Raw genomic sequence first — 16,599 nt, 5'->3', positions numbered from 1 at the left:
CCGGAAGCGCAAGAGCGGCTCATCCGCGAAGTATACGCGGCGAATCCGAATACGATCGTCGTCATCGTCGGCAGCTATCCGTTCGCCGTCAATTGGGCGGACGAGCACGTCCCGGCGATTCTGTACACGTCACACGCCGGTCCGGAGCTGGGCCATGCGGTCGCAGACGTCTTGTTCGGCGACTACGCGCCGGCGGGACGGCTTAACATGACCTGGTACCGTTCGGTCGATCAGCTGCCCGACTTCATGGACTACGACATTATCAAGGGCGAACGGACTTACCGCTACTTCCCTGGAGATGTCCTGTATCCGTTCGGGCACGGCTTAACGTATTCGAAGTTCGAATACAGCAGCCTGCAGTTGGATCGCTCCACCATAGGGGAGCATGAGGAAGTGACTGTCAGCGTCACCGTACGCAATGCAAGCGAACGAGCCGGCGAGGAAGTCGTGCAGCTCTATGGAGCCGCCGGCAGCTCGCGCGTGAAGCGGCCGCTGAAGCAGCTGCTCGGATTCCGCCGAATTGCGCTTGAAGCAGGAGAGAGCCGGGCGGTGCAGTTCACCGTGAACGCCGCGGAGCTGGCCTTCTGGGATGTGACGCGCGACCGCTGGTGTTTGGAAGCCGGCACCTGGCGGCTGATGGCCGGACGTTCATCGGCGGACATCGTCCTCGCAGCAGAGCTCAAGGTCGCCGGCGAGCAGGTGCCGCCGCGCAATTTGCGCATGCCGACAGCGGCAGTCTGCTATGACGAGTACGAAGGTGTCATTATCGACGAGTGCCGCGAAGGCGGCAGCAGCGCCGCTTCTATGCGGGTAGGCGCCTGGCTGCGCTATCGCGATGCTGAATTCGGCGATCGCGGCGCTGTCTGCTTCGAAGCGCGGGTATCTGCGGCTGACGGCGACGGCGTAATCGAGCTCCGGAGCGCCGCAGGCGGCGAGGAGACGGTTGTCGGCGTCTGCCAAGTGCCTGCCACTGGCGGCGCGCAAAGCTGGCATACCGTTACGTGCGCGGTCGAGCCGCTGCTCGGACGCTGCGATATCGTGCTTGCGCCAAGCGCCGGGCTGCGGATCTCCAGCTTCCGATTCATCTGATCGGATTCATGCCGTCTAATAATTGATCCGAATGATGATCCGAAGACAAGAAGAGGCCGATCGGGGGCGAACCCGATCGGCCTCTCTTAGTTGCCGCAATATAGCTTGTCATGCTTGGGCAATGCCAACTAGCTTCGATCCATTACCCTTCCGAACCGATGAAGATATATCTTGCGATGACGAGGACGAACAGAATCCACATCAGCCAGTGCACGCTGTATTTCTTCTTGCCGATCCAAGAGGACAGAGCGGCCAGCACGACGTACGATACGATGCCGAACGAGATGCCGTTAGCGATGTTGTACGTGAACGGCATCATGGCAATCGTCAGGAACGCCGGAATGCCGATGACGAGGTCGCTGAAGTCGATCTCCTTGATCGATTGCACCATCAGCACGCCGACGATGATCAGCGCGGCGCTGGTTGCCGGAGTCGGCACGAGCAGCGCGATCGGGGCAATGAACAGCGAGAGCAGGAACAGCACGCCGGTCGTCGAAGACGTGAGGCCCGTGCGTCCGCCTTCGGCGATGCCAGCGGAGCTCTCGACGAAGGCGGTCATCGTGCTCGTGCCGAGCATAGCGCCGCCGCTGACGGCGAGGGAATCGACGATCATCGCTTTGCCGATGCGCTTGTGGCCTTCATCTTTGTTCTTCAGCAAGCCGGCGCGGTTCGCTGTGCCGACGAGCGTTCCGAACGTGTCAAACAGCTCGACGAACGTGAACGTGGCGATGGCAGACAGCAGGCCTGTCGTGAGCAAGTCTTTAAAGTCGAAATCCCAGAAGTTCAATTCGCGGAAATCCGGAACCCACTTCTGGTTCGCGAGCGAACCGAAGTCGGTCACGTCTACGCCCGGAATCGCGCCGATCAGCGTCGTCAGCACGATGCCGATCAGAATCGCGCCGCGAACGCGAAGCACCATGAGAGCCGCGATGATCAGCAGGCCGACGATCGTCAGCCATACCGCTGGATCCGCGAGATCGCCCATGTGCATAACCGTCTCGCTGCCGCCGAGGTTCGTATAGGAGCCTTGCGCGAAGTCGCGGCCGAAGGCGTCAAGCGAGATCGTCAGCACGCCGCTGTTCTTCAAGCCGAGAAGCGTGATGAACAGGCCGATGCCGACCGTAATCGCGTGCTTGAGGCTGTCCGGAACGGCGACGATCAGCATCTGCCGAACCTTCGTTACCGTCAGAATCAGGAAGATAATGCCCGAGATAAATACCGCCGCAAGTCCCATCGAAGCGCTGATCTGATGATCGGTCGCCGCGGAAGCGACGACTACCGTCGCGAAGTACGCGTTAAGTCCCATGCCTGGAGCGAGAGCTACCGGGAAGTTCACGAACAGACCCATGGCGAGGGTGAAAATGCCGGCCGCCAGCGCCGTCGCGAGGAAGATGCCGTAAGCGTCGAGACCCGATGGGCTGAGCACCGTCGGGTTGACGGCCAGAATGTACGCCATCGTGAAGAACGTCGTCAAGCCGGCCATAATCTCCGTGCGGATGTTCGTGCCCTTTTCCTTCAACTTGAAGAACTTGTCCATGCTCGTGCATGTCCTCCTTAAGTTTGGTCAGATGATTAGGATGGATAAATGAATCGCTAAAGGCAAAAAAACCTAGAAGATGTCTCTTCTAGGTTTCGCCGACCAACGACAAAGCATACCAAAGGAGATCGCGCGTCATTCCCCTGGCGGTTGCTCTATCGTCTTCCGTAGCCGGATCATTTGCGGTGATCCCTAGAGACTCCCAGGCCGATTCCCGGGATTATACGAAGCACGATTCAATTATGAGTCCTCTCTCATTCTAGGTACAATGCCATGCGCCGTCAACCGTTTTTACGAACTTTTTTGTGGTTTTTCGACTATTAAGTTCGGGAATTTCGCAGTTTGATCTCGATTCATAGTGGATTCATTACATTTTATGGATTTTTCCGCGATGCCATCCTGGATTCCGAAGGCGCAGCAGGCCTGTCTCTGCACGCGTGCATTCTGGGGTCGGCGGCGGCAATGTGGTCGTATTCCTTTAGCTGACAGAACGAACAAAGCCGCCACAACCGCTGGATCAGCGATTCTGACGGCTTTCGATTTTCGATGCCCTCTTATTCCCACTCGATCGTCGCCGGCGGCTTCGACGTGATGTCGTAGACGATCCGGTTGACGTTGTTCACTTCGTTGACGATGCGCACGGAGATCTTCTCCAGCACGTCCCACGGGATGCGCGCCCAATCGGCCGTCATGCCGTCGATCGAGGTGACCGCGCGGATGCCGACGGTGTAAGAGTACGTGCGGCCGTCGCCCATGACGCCGACGCTCTTCATGTTCGGCAGCGCCGTGAAGTACTGCCAGATCTCGCGGTCGAGGCCCGCCTTGGCGATCTCGTCGCGCAGAATGGCATCGGATTCGCGCACGATCTCGAGCTTCTCTTCCGTCACTTCGCCAAGCACGCGAATCGCGAGGCCCGGTCCAGGGAACGGCTGACGCCAGACGATCACATCCGGCAGGCCGCACTCCGTGCCGACCTTGCGCACTTCGTCCTTGAACAGCGCCTTCAGCGGCTCGACAAGCTTGAACTTCATATCTTCCGGCAGGCCGCCTACGTTGTGGTGCGACTTAATTGTCTGTGCCGTAGCCGTGCCGCTCTCGACGATATCGGTGTACAGCGTGCCTTGCGCGAGGAACGCGAAGTCGTCAAACTTAGCGGATTCTTCTTCGAAAACGCGGATGAACTCGTTGCCGATCATCTTCCGCTTCTCTTCCGGGTCAGAGACGCCGCGCAGCTTGCCGAGGAAGCGCTCGCTGGCGTCAATCTTCACGACGTTCATCTCGAACTTGCCGGCGAACGTCTCCATGACGCTCTCGGCCTCGCCTTTGCGAAGCAAGCCGTGGTCGATGAACATACACGTCAACTGATCGCCGATCGCCTTGTGAATGAGCGCTGCGACGACGGACGAATCGACGCCGCCGGACAGAGCGCATAGCACCTTCTTGTCGCCGACTTGCTCGCGGATGTCGCGAATCGTATCTTCGATGAACGTCGACATGCTCCAATCGCCATGGCAGCCGCAAACCTCATACAGGAAGTTGCGGATCATCTCGTTGCCGTAGACGGAGTGGCGCACTTCGGGGTGGAACTGCACCGCGTACAGCCCGCGCTCTTCGTGGCTCATCGCCGCTACAGGCGCATGCTCCGTGCTCGCGTCCACCTTGAAGCCGGCCGGCAGCTCGGTGACGTGGTCGCCGTGGCTCATCCAGACCGTCTGGCGGCTCTCCAGCCCTTTGATAAGCCGGCTGTCGGCTGTGAAGTCCACGTCCGACTTGCCGTATTCACGCTTGGATGCAGGCTCCACCTTGCCGCCTTGCTGATGGGTGATCAGCTGCATGCCGTAGCAGATGCCGAGAATCGGCACGCCGAGGTCGTAGACGCCCGGATCGACGGAAGGCGCGCCTTCCGCGTAGACGCTAGCCGGGCCGCCGGAGAAGACGATGCCCTTGGGCTGAAGCTCGCGGAGCTTGTCCGCGCTCGTGTTGTACGGGAGCAGCTCGCTGTAGACGCCAAGATCGCGGATGCGGCGCGCGATCAATTGATTGTACTGGCCGCCGAAGTCGAGCACGACGATCATTTCATGCGGATTGTTGTTCACTTTGCTAACCGAGCCTCCTGAAGGAATGCAACAACGGTCGTTCCGGCTGACTGGAACGCGCGAATCGACGTCAATTTGCTGGGGTCATTCCATTAATTGATGTCAATTATAGCGGTGCGCGTTCGGCAGCGTCAAGGCGAAGGGAGCTGGGGACAGCGGTCGCCATAGGTTGCCGCCGCCAGGCTGGCAGCTCATGCAACCCGCCTTGCCGGCTTACGGGGCACTCGCACGCGATTCCGTCTCATGTAACCCCGCATCCGCTCGCCCCTGCTCGCAGGAGATTGGAGTAACTGAAGCGCAGTCGATCCCCTCGCATTCCTCCGTACTTGCTCGCTCCCGCTCCTGCGGGTTTGGAGTAACTGTCTCCTTTGGCATAACGGAACAGCGTTCCGTTATTAACGAGATGAATAACCATTTATGCACGATAACGGAACGGCGCTCCGTTATTTGCGCGTTTTGAGTTAGTTACTTGTGCGACTGCGAAGAATAACGGAACGGTGTTCCTTTATTGTGACGGCGAGCGGTATGGTGTCCAGTAATAACGGATCGCCGTTCCGTTATCGCATCGCGCTTACGTTTAAGCCCGCTCGAACGTCAGCGACTCCAGCCTGACCGCGCTTTCGCACGCCTTCAGTACGACTCGATGCTCGCCCGTCGCCAGCGGCGGCAGGTCAATCCTAGCCTCCATCCATTCCGCCGATGCCGAACTCACGGTGCCGATCGCCGTTCCATCGACGGCCGCCTCGACTATTGCCGGCACCGCCGGCGCTTCCGGGGCCGCCAATCGAAGCGTCAGCCGGAACAGCGCCGCATCTGCCTCTCCCCGCTCTGCCTTCGCCGTCTCCGCTGCAGCTGTCGCTGCTGCCTCTTCGACCCCTGCTGCCTCTTCCGGCCCCGGCCCCGGCCCCGGCTCTGTCACGCTTGCATAGCTTGCCGCTTCCTCCCTCTGCCCAACCGTGAAGTCATAGGCTAGCCAATCGCCAGCGGCAATCTGCACGCACAGGCCGATGCCCGTATCCCAGCGGTGCCAGCCCGGCTCGGTCGGCGGTGTTCGCGGGGCGCCGTCCACATAGCGGATCTCCACGCCATCGCCACCGCGGTAGCCGGCTTCCCATTCGCTCCGTACGGCGACGCCGAAGCCGATGCCGGCTCCCTGATAGCCGTAATGGATCGCCGGAATACGCACCGGCAGCCGGCGGAAGAGCGACCGGACGACCTCCGGCCGATATTGGCAAGCCTCCAGCGGCAGCCCGTCCAGATACGCGGTCAAGATCCGGCTCGCCTCCTCGCGAGACGGCTTCTCTCCGCCTTCCAAATATGTGCCGAGCTTCTCCCAGCCCTCCGGACGCGCGACTGAACAGGGGGAGTTGCGGGTGTCCATCTTTTTCCACGTCCAGAAGTTCCAGCCGATGCCGTGATCCTCGAACAACCGGAACGCGCCGGCGTACCAGTCGAGATCGTTCTCCCCGCCTTCGCCCATCCAGATCGGAGCCTCCCACTCGTCTCGGAAGTCCAGGTACTTCTGAATGCTCTCTGTATCCGGGTTGTTCCAGTACTTGTGGAATTGGTAGAGTACATTATCGTCCAACCGTTCGGTGAAAATGGACCAGTCCGTCGACCAATGCACGCCCTCCAGAATGATCAGATGGCGCGCGTCTTCCTCCCGTATCGCCCGAATCATGTCGCGGTACAATGACTGAACCTCGCCATGATATGCGCCGTGATAGTCCGGCAGCGGCTCGTTCAGCAGGTCGTAGCCGGCGACGATCCACTCGTCCCGGTAACGTCGGGCCAGCATGCGCCACATGTCGATGGCCGCCTGCCGGTACTCCTCGCGGATGAACAGCTCTGGCTGGTCGTTCTCCGAATCGTCGATGTTCGCCCCCGTCTGGCCGCCGGGCGCGCCATGCATGTCGAGGATGACGTACACGTTCCAGCGCTTGCACCATTCGATGACGCGATCCAGCAATCCCAAGGCGCGCTCGTTGTAGCCTTCGCTATTCAGTCCGCTGCCGAGCCTTCCGCTCTGCTCTCCATGCAACTCTCCGCTCAACCCTCCGCCCGGCTCGCCATCCGCCTTCCTCTCCAGCCCTCCGTCAATGTCCCCTTCCAGCAGCATTCGCGCGTTGAACGGCACACGAACGGAGTTGAAGCCTTCCTCCGCGATCCGCCGGATATCGGCCTCCGCTATATACCGTTCGCGGTACGCTTCCCAGAAGCCGGCCGCCTCCTCGGCACCGACGAGCTCCGCCGACATCCGCTCGATGCGGCGCGGACGATCGCCTCCCTCCGGCAGCTTCCACATGTAGCCTTCCGGCAGAAGCCAGCTGCCAAGGCCGACTCCGCGCAGCATCAACTCTTCCCCTCTGCCGTTCACCAGCCGTTTGCCCTCTGCGCGCACCCATCCGTCCACTTCCGTCTGTCCCGTTCTCGTTCCGGTTCCCGCGCCTGTCCCCGATCCAATTCCTGCTTCCGCTCCAGTTCCTGCCCTCATTCCATCTCCCATTTCTTGCCCCTCCCCTGCATCGAATCGGTCATACGAGCATGCGATTGCGATATTCCACCGGCGTGATACCCTCGGATTCCTTGAACACTCTCGTGAAGTGCTTCACGCTCTCGAAGCCGGACAGCTCGCAGATCTCATACACCTTCAGATCCGTCTTCGCTAGCAGTTCTTTAGCCTTGTTCAGCCTCAGCTTCCGCAAGTAGACGGAGAAGCTCTCTCCCGTGAATTCCTTGAATGCCTCGCTGAAGTACGTATAGTTAAGGGATATATAATTGGATACGACCGCCATATTGACGTCTTCCCGATAATGCTCGTGCAGATAATCGACGGCTCGCTGCATGTCTTTGCGTTCCGCGTGAACGGAGCGGACGCGCGCGACATATTCGTCAAGCCGCTCGAGCAGCTGCTCTACGTGGTGGTAATAGTCGTGGAACCGGTCGAAGTTGTCGATGTGCCCCGCCTTCTTGTACAGCCTGAGAATCTCGACAGACTCCTCGCCGTACGTGCGGAACACCCTGTCGAACACCTCTTCGTTGAACAAGCGGCTGATCGCCATCAAATAACCGATCTCGCAGCGGGAGACGAAGCGGATATCGAGCGTCTGCTGAAGCAGCCGTTTGATCTCCGGCAGGCGTCCCATGCCGATCAGATTGGCGATCTTGCGAATCGGTTCCGTCGGCAACGGGCAGCGCGAGTTGAGATTGCGAACGACATCGTATTCGATGGACTCCAGATCCGGATATAGCAGATAATATTTCGATGCCTGCCGCGCCTGACTGTACGCGAGCCGCAGCTGCCCCATGCCGGTCGCTCTGGAGCTGAGAGCCAGGCAAGGCCGGCCCTGCACATGGTCCGCGAGCTGCTCCAGCATGCCGGAGAACAATGCGGGATCCCGCGCGGCGATGATCTTCTCGCCTTCGCGAAGGCTGCATCTTGCCCAGTCCGACTGACCGCCGAGCCACTGCTCGACCCGCGAGAATAGGGCCGGCGCCTCCGTCGTGCCTGCAGGCGGACGCAGAATCCCGACGGTGTATTCCCCGTCCAGCCAGCCCATGTCGGCTTCCAGCAGCAGGCTGCGCAGTTCGCTCTCCGCGATGCTCTCCCGCTGCAGCACCTGCGCCAGCCGAGTCTGCTTGTCGACGATCCGCTGCCCTTCCGCATCAGAGGCGCGCTCGTCCTTCTGCCGCAGCTCCTCCTCCAGCCGCTCCAACACTGCGAACAGCTCGCTGCGCACGATCGGCTTCAGCAAGTACTCCTTCGCCTGATAGCGAATAGCGGCTTGAGCGTAAGGGAAGTCGTCATGCCCGCTCAGGATGACAACCTCCGGCCGCTCCGGCTGATGCTGCAGCTGCTCGAGCAGCTCGATGCCGTCCATGACCGGCATGCGGATATCCGTGATGAGCAGGTGCGCGCCTCCGGCCGCGATGATCGAGAGCGCTTCGCTGCCGTTCTCCGCGAACGCGATCTCGTAACGTTCTGGATATTGCCGTTCGATCATCGCGCGCAAGCCCAGCCGAATATTCGTCTCGTCGTCGGCAATGACCAATTTGCGCTTCATCGGCCTTCTCCTCCGGTCCAATTGAATTTGGGCAGCGTCATCACGACGCGAGTGTAGCTTCCTTCGAGACTCTCGATCCGAATGCCGCTCTCTTGTCCATAGGACATGACGAGGCGCTGGTCGACGTTGCGCAGGCCGATGCCGCTTCCACTTCCACTGCCGCCGCCCTCCCTCTGTCCTTGGCCAAACATCTCGCGAAGCTCCCGGTAATCGGATTCGTCCATTCGCAGCATCCGGTTGAGACGCCTTAGCCGCTCCTCGGGGATGCCTTTGCCGTTGTCCGTCACCTCGATGACGCATTGCTCCTGCCGGATCGCCGCCGACAGCGCGATTGTCAGCTTCCCGCCCTTCAGCCGCGGCGAGTCCATCCCATGCTTGACCGCATTCTCGACGATCGGCTGAAGCGACATCTTCAGCACCTCTTGGTCCATGCATTCCTCGGGCACATCCACCCGAAGCTCCAGCCGTCCGTCATATCGAACGTTCATGATGGCGGCGTAATTGCGGATGTGCTCGATCTCGTCGCGCAGCCGGACGCGGTCGTGCGTCCACTGCAGGCTGTACCGCATCATGCCTCCGAGCGATGTCAGCGCATCGGATATCGTATACTGGCCTTCGACTTCGGCCAGCATCTTTAAATTTTCGAGCGTGTTGTAGAGGAAGTGGGAATCGATCTGGTTCTTGAGCGAACGCAGCTCCGCCTCCTTGGTCGCCGCCTGGCGGTTGACCTGGTCCACGATCAATTCGTTGATCTTCCTCAGCATCTGCCGATAATGATGGCCGAGCTCGCCCACCTCGTCCGAACCGTATACCGGCACGTCCAGGTGGAAGTCGCCGCTGCGGACCTTCTTCATCGAATCGCGCAGCACCTTGAGCCGCTTCAGAATAAGCGAATGCATGAACGCCGAGATGACGATCAGCACGGCTGCCAGCATAAGCGCGATGAGCAGCAGATTGTTGCGCGTGTGCTTCAGATCCGCCATCGTGTCCGCCAAGGAGACGACGTTCACCAGATGGATATCCAGCTGCGGGACATAAGATTGAATAGCCAGATACGACCCGCCGTTATATTCGAAGCGTTCGCCGCTGTCGCTCTCTTCCGGCTTAAGCGGAATCTTGCTAATTAACTCTTGCGCCGTCGCCCGCTGGAAGATTTGCGCCCGATCATCCGTATAGATCTCCCCGTCGCGCGCAACGACAAGCAGCTGGGAGCTTGGCTCTTGAACGCTATAAGTCTTGGTGAAAAACTGTTTGACGTTCATGCTCACTTCAAGCACGCCGTTATGTGTCTTCCGATCCTCGTACGTAAATTCGCGGAGCAAGGAGACGAAGGGCCCGTCGCCTGCCGAGTCGTCCGGCGATATCGCCGAGAAGTCGATGTCGTGCTGGATCTCCCACCAGTTGATCCCTTGCTGTTGCAGGACCGCCTTGTACCAAGGCTTGTTCATGATCCGCTCTTCCTTCAGGACAACCGGCCAGAACTCGTAGACATGCGGGTTGCTCGTATACAGCCGAACAGCCGCAATACGCGGGTTGTTGTTGAGGAACCGTTCGAAGCTGCTGAACGTATTCCTCTTGAAATCCAGCAGCGAGGCGGTATCCATCTCCTCCTGCGAATTCAAGTAATCCTTCATCGATCGATTGGTCTCCGTCAGGGCGAGCTGTCCCGTCCATTCCATCAGATCGAAGTTGTTCTGAATGTTGTTCTTCTCGATGTCGAGGATGTTCTCGGACTTCTTCGTAATCTCGCGGATGGCGCTGTCGGAGATGCCGTTCAAGACATACCAGCCGAACAGGACGATCGGGATGAAGATAATAAGCACGAACGATAAAATAAGCTTGGCCTGAATCGGCAAGCCTGCTATAGCAATACGAATCGTCGCGGCCCAGCTTCTCCCCGTTCTAGCCACCTGCTCACATCCTGCCGATTAATGACCGCAAGCCCGACCATTCCGAGAGGGATGGCCAGGCCGCGGATTGCGGTGCTGATCGTTATTTATTTAAGGATTCAAGCTTCTGCACATTCGCGTCGTATGCGGCTTGGCGCGCGGCATCCACCGCTTCCACATCGGTACGGCCATTCAAATATTTGTTAAAAATATTATCGAATTCCTCATCCGATTTGGCAAGCAGCAGCTGCGGCAGCGTCTTGCCCCACTCCCGGAGGTTCTTGCTGTTCGCGACGCCTTCCTTCGACTCCGGCGACGGATCAAGACCGTCGAATTCCGACATGCTGATCGATTTGCCCTTCGTCCAATCCTCCATCTGCTTCGCCGGATCGACGCTCGGCGGAGCCCACTGCAGGTTCATGTTCGTGTCCATGAGCATCCAGTATTTGAAGGACGCGCCGTATTGCTGGTCGAACGCCGTGCGATCCTTGTTGAGCAGCTCCACGACTTCCGGCTTGAATTGGTCTTTGCCGTCGATGGTATCCCAAGTTACGCCCTTCTCGCCGAGGAACAGATCCTTGTTGCCTTCTTCGCTGATCAGGTAGCTCAAGAAGGCGATGGCGCGCTCCTTGTCTTTGACGTTCTTCGAGATCAACGTCACCGTCCAGCCGGAGATGCCCGGACCTGCCAGCGTCGGCTGGTCGTGATTGCTGTTCGCCGGCCCGTCGATTGCGATGTAGGCCTTGTTCGGATCTTCCTGGTACAGAGACAGGTTCTGCGTCGCGAAGTCAGAGCGTTGATAGAGCATCGCGAAGTAGCGGCCCTGCGCGATCTTCTCTTCCATCTGCGGACGCTTGTCGATGAAGATGTCTTTGGAGAGGAGGCCCATCTCGTTCGCTTTGCGCAGCGTCTTCAGCCACTTCAGATATTCCGGATCCTGCTTGCGGTCAACCAGCTTGCCGTCCTTCTGGCGCGGAATCGCCAAGAAGTTCTGCAGATAATCCTCCAGCGAGTAGTTGCCGGTGTCGGTGAATTCATGCAGGCCGAGCGGAATGAGCGGCTGGCCGTCAACCTCCGGGAACTTCTCCTTCGCCAATTGGAGAGCGTTCAGGAAGCCTTCAGGCGTACTCATGTCCGGACTGCCGATCGCTTCGTACATATCCTTGCGCACTTCGAACGTCTGGTTCGATGTGAAGTTCTGGCCGTACTTCTCATAGTCGGCCGGCGAAGACGAAGCGTTCGGGTAGCCGTATACGTTGCCGTCGGGCTGTGTGAACCAGCCGAGCTTGGCCGGGTCGGCGACATTGTAGAAGTAAGCGTCATATTGATCGGCCAGCTCGTTCAGCGGCAGCACCATCTCGCCGTTAATCATCTTCTTGACGGCCTCGTTCGGAGCGTCAATCGTAATGAAGTCGGGCAGCGAGCCGGAGGCGAGCATCGTGTTCATCTTCTCGGTCTCGTTGCCGGCCGGGACGATGAAGTTGATGCTGACGCCGGTCTTCTTCGTGACGTACTTCGCTACGACGTCGTCGCCCCACTTCGAGTTGAACCAGGAGAAGTTAATGTACCAGTCGAACGTGATCGGCGACGTATCCTTCTGCCAAGCCGGCTGATCGCTGCCCGCTTGCGGGCTGGACGACGCGGAGGACGTCGTCGAAGGAGATACTGACGGAGATGCGGAATTGCCGGCATCGTTGCCGTTGTTCGCGGCGTTGCTGCCTCCGGAGGAGCATGCGGCAAGCGACAGAGCGGTCGTCGCAGCGAGCAGGGAGGTCAAGAGCTTGCGTTTGGTTCCCATTATCTTTTGGCCCCTTTTGAATAGAATGAATTGCGTATATTATCAGCCCGCGCAGTAGGCGCGAGACGGACAAACCGGTGGAGGCGGAGGGTAAGGCGGATACGGTCGGATCGGTCGATACGCGTTGAATACGGCAAGTGCGCTCAGCCTCAGCCCTTAATCGAACCGATCATGAAGCCTCTCACGAAGTACCGCTGCAAGAAAGGATAGACGATGACGATCGGCGCTGTCGTGACGATCATCGTCGCCAGCTTCAGCGATTGGCTCGTGACGTTCGTCGCGACGCCGCTCGGCATGGCCGAGATCATCTGATTGGAGCTCGCTTGTGCGACGACGCGGAAGAGGAACGTCTGAATCGGCTGCAGGTCCGTATTGTTGATATAGATCATTCCGGTGAAGTAATCGTTCCATTGGTAGACGCCGTGGAACAGGGCAATCGTCGCGACGACCGGCATGGAGACGGGAAGCACGATTCGGAACAAGACCGTGAAGTCGCCCGCGCCGTCGATCTCCGCCGCTTCGATGAGCCCGTCCGGAATCTCCCGGAAGAAGCTAAGGAAGATGATCAGATCGAAGAAGCTGAATAAGGCTGGAATGATATAAACGCTGAAGTGGTCGATCATCCCAAGATCGCGGATCAGCAGAAATGTCGGAATCAGCGCGCCGGGAAAGAGCATCGTGATCGTTCCGATGACCATGTAGACGGTTCGTCCGATCAGCTCTCTGCGCGAGTAGGCGTACGCGACCATGGCGGTGAAGAGGACATGCACCACCGTGCCGACGACCGTCTTAGCCACCGTCACGCCCATCGCGGTCATAATGCCGTTGCTCTCGAAGACGGTCTTAAAGTTATCGAGGCTGAACTGGCGAGGCCACCAATAGATGCCTCCCCTCATGGCATCCGTGCCGTCGTTGAAGGCGTTGACGAGCACGTTCCAGATCGGGTACAGCGTCGCGAAGCAGATGATGAGCATCAGCAGATTGTTCACCCAATCGAATGCAGCTTCGCCTACCGTCCGGCGATTAAGAGAGAACATATGAGATTCGCCGCCTTTCTTGAAGTAGGGCTCTCCACGCGGTGGATTCGCCTCAGAACAGAGAGGTGCCGTTCAGCCTCTTCGTGATTTGATTCGCTCCGAGCAGCAGACCGAGCGCGATCAAGGATTTGAGCAGATTGACGGCTGCCGAGTAGGAGAAGCGGCTATCCAGAATGCCCACCTGGTAGATGTAGATGTCAATGACGCTGCTCGTGCTCTCGTTAAGCGAATTGCGAAGCACGAGAATCTGATCGAAGTTCGAATTCAGCAGGCCGCTGACCGCGAGAATGAATAGAATCGCGATCGTCCCTTTGATGCAGGGAAGCGTAATACGCCACATTTTCTGGAACCGCCCGGCTCCGTCCATCGTCGCTGCCTCATACAAATCCGGCGAGACGCCGCTCATCGCGGCCAGATAGATGATCGCGGACCATCCAAGCTCCTTCCAGAGGTCGGAGGCGACGACAATCGACCAGAAGTAGTTCGGTTCCGCCAAGTAGAAGATCGGCTCATTGATGAAGCCGAGCCCCATCAGAATTTGGTTGACGATGCCGACATCCGCCAGCCAGTTGGCCAGAATGCCGCCTAGAATGACCCACGACAGGAAGTGAGGCAAGTAAGAGATCGTCTGGATCGACTTCTTGAACCGGAGCGATCGGACCTCATTGAGCAGCAGCGCGAACACGATGGGCAGCGGGAAGTTGATGATCAGCTTCAGCAAGCTCATGCCTAGCGTGTTGCGAATGACAGGCCACAGGTAATCGTCTTGGAAGAATTCTTTGAAGTGCGTTAGCCCGACCCATGGCGCTTCGGACATCGGCCGCAGAATGTCGTAGTCGCGGAAGGCAATCGTCGTCCAATACATCGGAATGTAGTTGAAAATAATCATCCAGGCCACGCCGAGCAGAGCCATGACTTGCAGGTACCGCTGCCTGTACAGCTTCCGCAGCCAGCTCTTCCTTCTCTCGCTGCCGGGTACCATCCCGGACGCTGGGCTTGGCGCCTCTGCGTTCGCGTTCATTTGTGGGGCACCTCCCGCCGTTATGAGTGCGAATAAGTGTAAACCCTTTCAATATGCCTCATTGTACAGTCGCCGCTGACCGATGAACAGGCACCTCATTCAAGGTAAGGTGCTGTTTTTTCGGGTGGCGGGCGATGGCGGCGGGGGGATAAACAAGAAGGGCGAAGCTTCGGCCATTGCCGTCGCTTCGCCCTTCTTGCTCTAACTGGTTGGAGAACTCCCCTTTATCGCATAACGGAACGGCGTTCCGTTATTGGCATGCTGGGGTGCGGTAACCGCGCGATAACGGAACTGCGTTCCGTTATTTCGGCGTTTTAGGTTGGTTACTCGACAGAGTACGGCGAATAGCGGAACTGTGTTCCTCTACTGTGTCTGCGAGCAGGTGGATGGTCCGAAATAGCGGAACCTGCTTCCGCTAACGAGATATGCTGCAGGCGATCTGCAGCCGGGACTTGAGCAACCTCTTCTACTTGCTTCCGCGCAGCGCGCGAATCGTCTCGACAACTTCGTCCACGTGACCCTTCACTTTCAGGCTGCGCCATTCCTTCAGCAGCTTGCCGTTCTCATCGATCAGGAACGTCGAGCGAACGATGCCCATGTAGGCGCGTCCGTACAGCTTCTTCTCCTGCCAGACGCCGTATTGCTCGCATACTTTGTGCTCAACGTCCGCAAGCAGCGGATAACCTAGATTGTACTTGTCAGCGAACTTCCGATGCGACTTCAAGTCGTTCGTGCTGATGCCGAGGATGACCGTGTTCGAGTCCTCCGCCGACAACAGCGCGCCTGCATCTCGGAAATCGCACGATTCCTGCGTACAGGCCGGGGTCATGTCTTTCGGATAGAAGAACAGGACGACTTTGCTGCCGCGATACTGGCTGAGTCTAACCATCGCTTCGTCTCCGCCTTCAACGATAGCGGGCAGCTCGAAGTCCGGTGCCGTACGGCCGATTTGCGTTTGAGATTCTGGAGGCATATAGGAAGATCCTTTCGCTTGAAGCATTTGCATTTCTTATTTAGGGTACAGCTTATCATACTCGCTCATTCGTTCCTATAACTCTAGTGACTTTCCTCTCCCCTTGCTGTAGAATATAACCACAAATTAACACGCGCGCGAAGCACGCCGCTCTTTCCCCATCGGGGGATGGAAGCGGCTTTTTTGCATTCGCGTACGTTGGGAAAGAGTGATATCCATGTTCGAAGCACGGTATGAAGAGTGGCTTCATCGGCAGAAGCGCAGCCTAAGAGGCGAAGCGCGCCGGCGCTTAGCGGAGGGCCACTCGCACAACGAGAAACTATTCGTAGAGACGGTATGGTATCCGGCGATCGGCAATTTCGATGATCTCTATGCGGAGTACGAGGTACGCAGCTACAAGAACGGTTGTTACTATATGGACTTTGCCTACTTGCGCCCGCCTTATCGCGTATGTTGGGAAGTCGACGACTTCAGCTCTCACGCCAAGAATTTGAATCGCCGGACGCACGAATACCATCTAGATCGGCAAAATGAACTTGTGCTGGACGGTTGGATCGTCTTCCGCATCAGTCTGGACAAGATCCGCGAACGCCCGCGGGCATGCCAGCAATTCGTGCTGCAGTCCATGGGCAAACTGTTCGGGTTGACTGCAATGGATACGCCCAGCCGAAGCCTCGCGCTGGAGCAGCGCGAGATCATGCGCCTCGCCCGCCGCCTGCAGCGTCCCTTCACTCCGGCCGAAGCGAGTATCTGCTTAGGGGTGAGCGATCGGTACGTGCGCGAATTGTTGCAGGAGTTGGTTCAACTGGAGCTGCTTGAAGCAGCCGGCGGCCGCGTGAGAATCAGAAGCTACCGGTTAACCGAATATGGCGCACGCGTCTATATCCCCTAACGGGGCACGATACGATAACGGACGCAGGTAATTTAAAGGAGCACACGTTGTAAATAGCGGAACGGCGTTCCGTTATTACTGAACACCATTCCGCCCGCCGCCACAATAAAGGAACACCGTTCCGTTATTCGCCGCATTCTCACAAGTAACGATTCTGAAACGCTAGAATAACGGAACACCATTCCGTTATCGCGCACAATAAG

Annotated in this window: 11 protein-coding genes and 1 riboswitch; of the genes, 2 read left to right on the top strand and 9 right to left on the bottom strand. The window is 58.3% G+C overall.

The window, feature by feature from the left end; all coding sequences use genetic code 11:
- The coding region (locus tag H4Q31_RS17215; RefSeq protein ID WP_185180289.1) for a glycoside hydrolase family 3 protein at window positions 1–1,089 on the top strand (1,089 nt) is incomplete at its 5' end.
- Window positions 1,090–1,231: 142 nt separating this feature from the next.
- On the opposite strand, the gene H4Q31_RS17210 is transcribed toward H4Q31_RS17215, so the two are convergent.
- From H4Q31_RS17210 to H4Q31_RS17170, 9 genes are all read right to left on the bottom strand, one after another.
- Window positions 1,232–2,626 carry an NCS2 family permease gene (locus H4Q31_RS17210; protein WP_185180288.1) on the bottom strand — a complete coding sequence of 465 codons (1,395 nt, stop codon included), beginning with the start codon at window positions 2,624–2,626 and terminating at the stop codon, window positions 1,232–1,234.
- Between the two features lie 148 nt (window positions 2,627–2,774).
- Window positions 2,775–2,874: riboswitch (purine riboswitch) on the bottom strand.
- A gap of 306 nt (window positions 2,875–3,180) precedes the next feature.
- Entirely contained in the window at window positions 3,181–4,701 is a 1,521-nt protein-coding gene (guaA, locus tag H4Q31_RS17205) for a glutamine-hydrolyzing GMP synthase (RefSeq protein WP_185180301.1), read from the bottom strand.
- Window positions 4,702–5,299: 598 nt separating this feature from the next.
- Entirely contained in the window at window positions 5,300–7,228 is a 1,929-nt protein-coding gene (locus tag H4Q31_RS17200) for a glycoside hydrolase family 5 protein (RefSeq protein ID WP_245347434.1), read from the bottom strand.
- Between the two features lie 28 nt (window positions 7,229–7,256).
- A complete protein-coding gene (locus H4Q31_RS17195; protein WP_245347435.1) occupies window positions 7,257–8,786 on the bottom strand; it encodes a response regulator in 1,530 nt (509 codons plus the stop codon).
- Window positions 8,783–10,696 carry a cache domain-containing sensor histidine kinase gene (locus H4Q31_RS17190; RefSeq protein ID WP_185180287.1) on the bottom strand — a complete coding sequence of 638 codons (1,914 nt, stop codon included), beginning with the start codon at window positions 10,694–10,696 and terminating at the stop codon, window positions 8,783–8,785. The genes H4Q31_RS17195 and H4Q31_RS17190 overlap by 4 nt, the downstream gene beginning before the upstream one ends.
- An 82-nt stretch (window positions 10,697–10,778) precedes the next feature.
- On the bottom strand, window positions 10,779–12,473 hold the full coding sequence (locus H4Q31_RS17185) for a type 2 periplasmic-binding domain-containing protein (RefSeq protein WP_185180286.1): 1,695 nt from the start codon (window positions 12,471–12,473) through the stop codon (window positions 10,779–10,781).
- Between the two features lie 149 nt (window positions 12,474–12,622).
- Complete coding sequence (locus H4Q31_RS17180) at window positions 12,623–13,510, bottom strand: carbohydrate ABC transporter permease (RefSeq protein WP_185180285.1); 888 nt, start codon at window positions 13,508–13,510, stop codon at window positions 12,623–12,625.
- 52 nt (window positions 13,511–13,562) lie between these two features.
- Window positions 13,563–14,492 carry an ABC transporter permease gene (locus H4Q31_RS17175; protein ID WP_245347439.1) on the bottom strand — a complete coding sequence of 310 codons (930 nt, stop codon included), beginning with the start codon at window positions 14,490–14,492 and terminating at the stop codon, window positions 13,563–13,565.
- Window positions 14,493–14,997: 505 nt separating this feature from the next.
- The gene (locus H4Q31_RS17170; RefSeq protein ID WP_185180283.1) at window positions 14,998–15,504 is read right to left on the bottom strand and encodes a peroxiredoxin; all 507 of its coding nucleotides are present in this window, start codon (window positions 15,502–15,504) and stop codon (window positions 14,998–15,000) included.
- 217 nt (window positions 15,505–15,721) lie between these two features.
- Between H4Q31_RS17170 and H4Q31_RS17165 the strand changes: the two genes are divergently transcribed.
- Entirely contained in the window at window positions 15,722–16,396 is a 675-nt protein-coding gene (locus H4Q31_RS17165) for a DNA-binding response regulator (protein WP_185180282.1), read from the top strand.
- Window positions 16,397–16,599 lie beyond the last annotated feature (203 nt).

The sequence above is a fragment of the Cohnella lubricantis genome (assembly GCF_014212015.1).
Classification (GTDB): Bacteria; Bacillota; Bacilli; order Paenibacillales; family Paenibacillaceae; genus Cohnella; species Cohnella lubricantis.
This window is presented reverse-complemented; position numbering and strand designations above follow the sequence as displayed.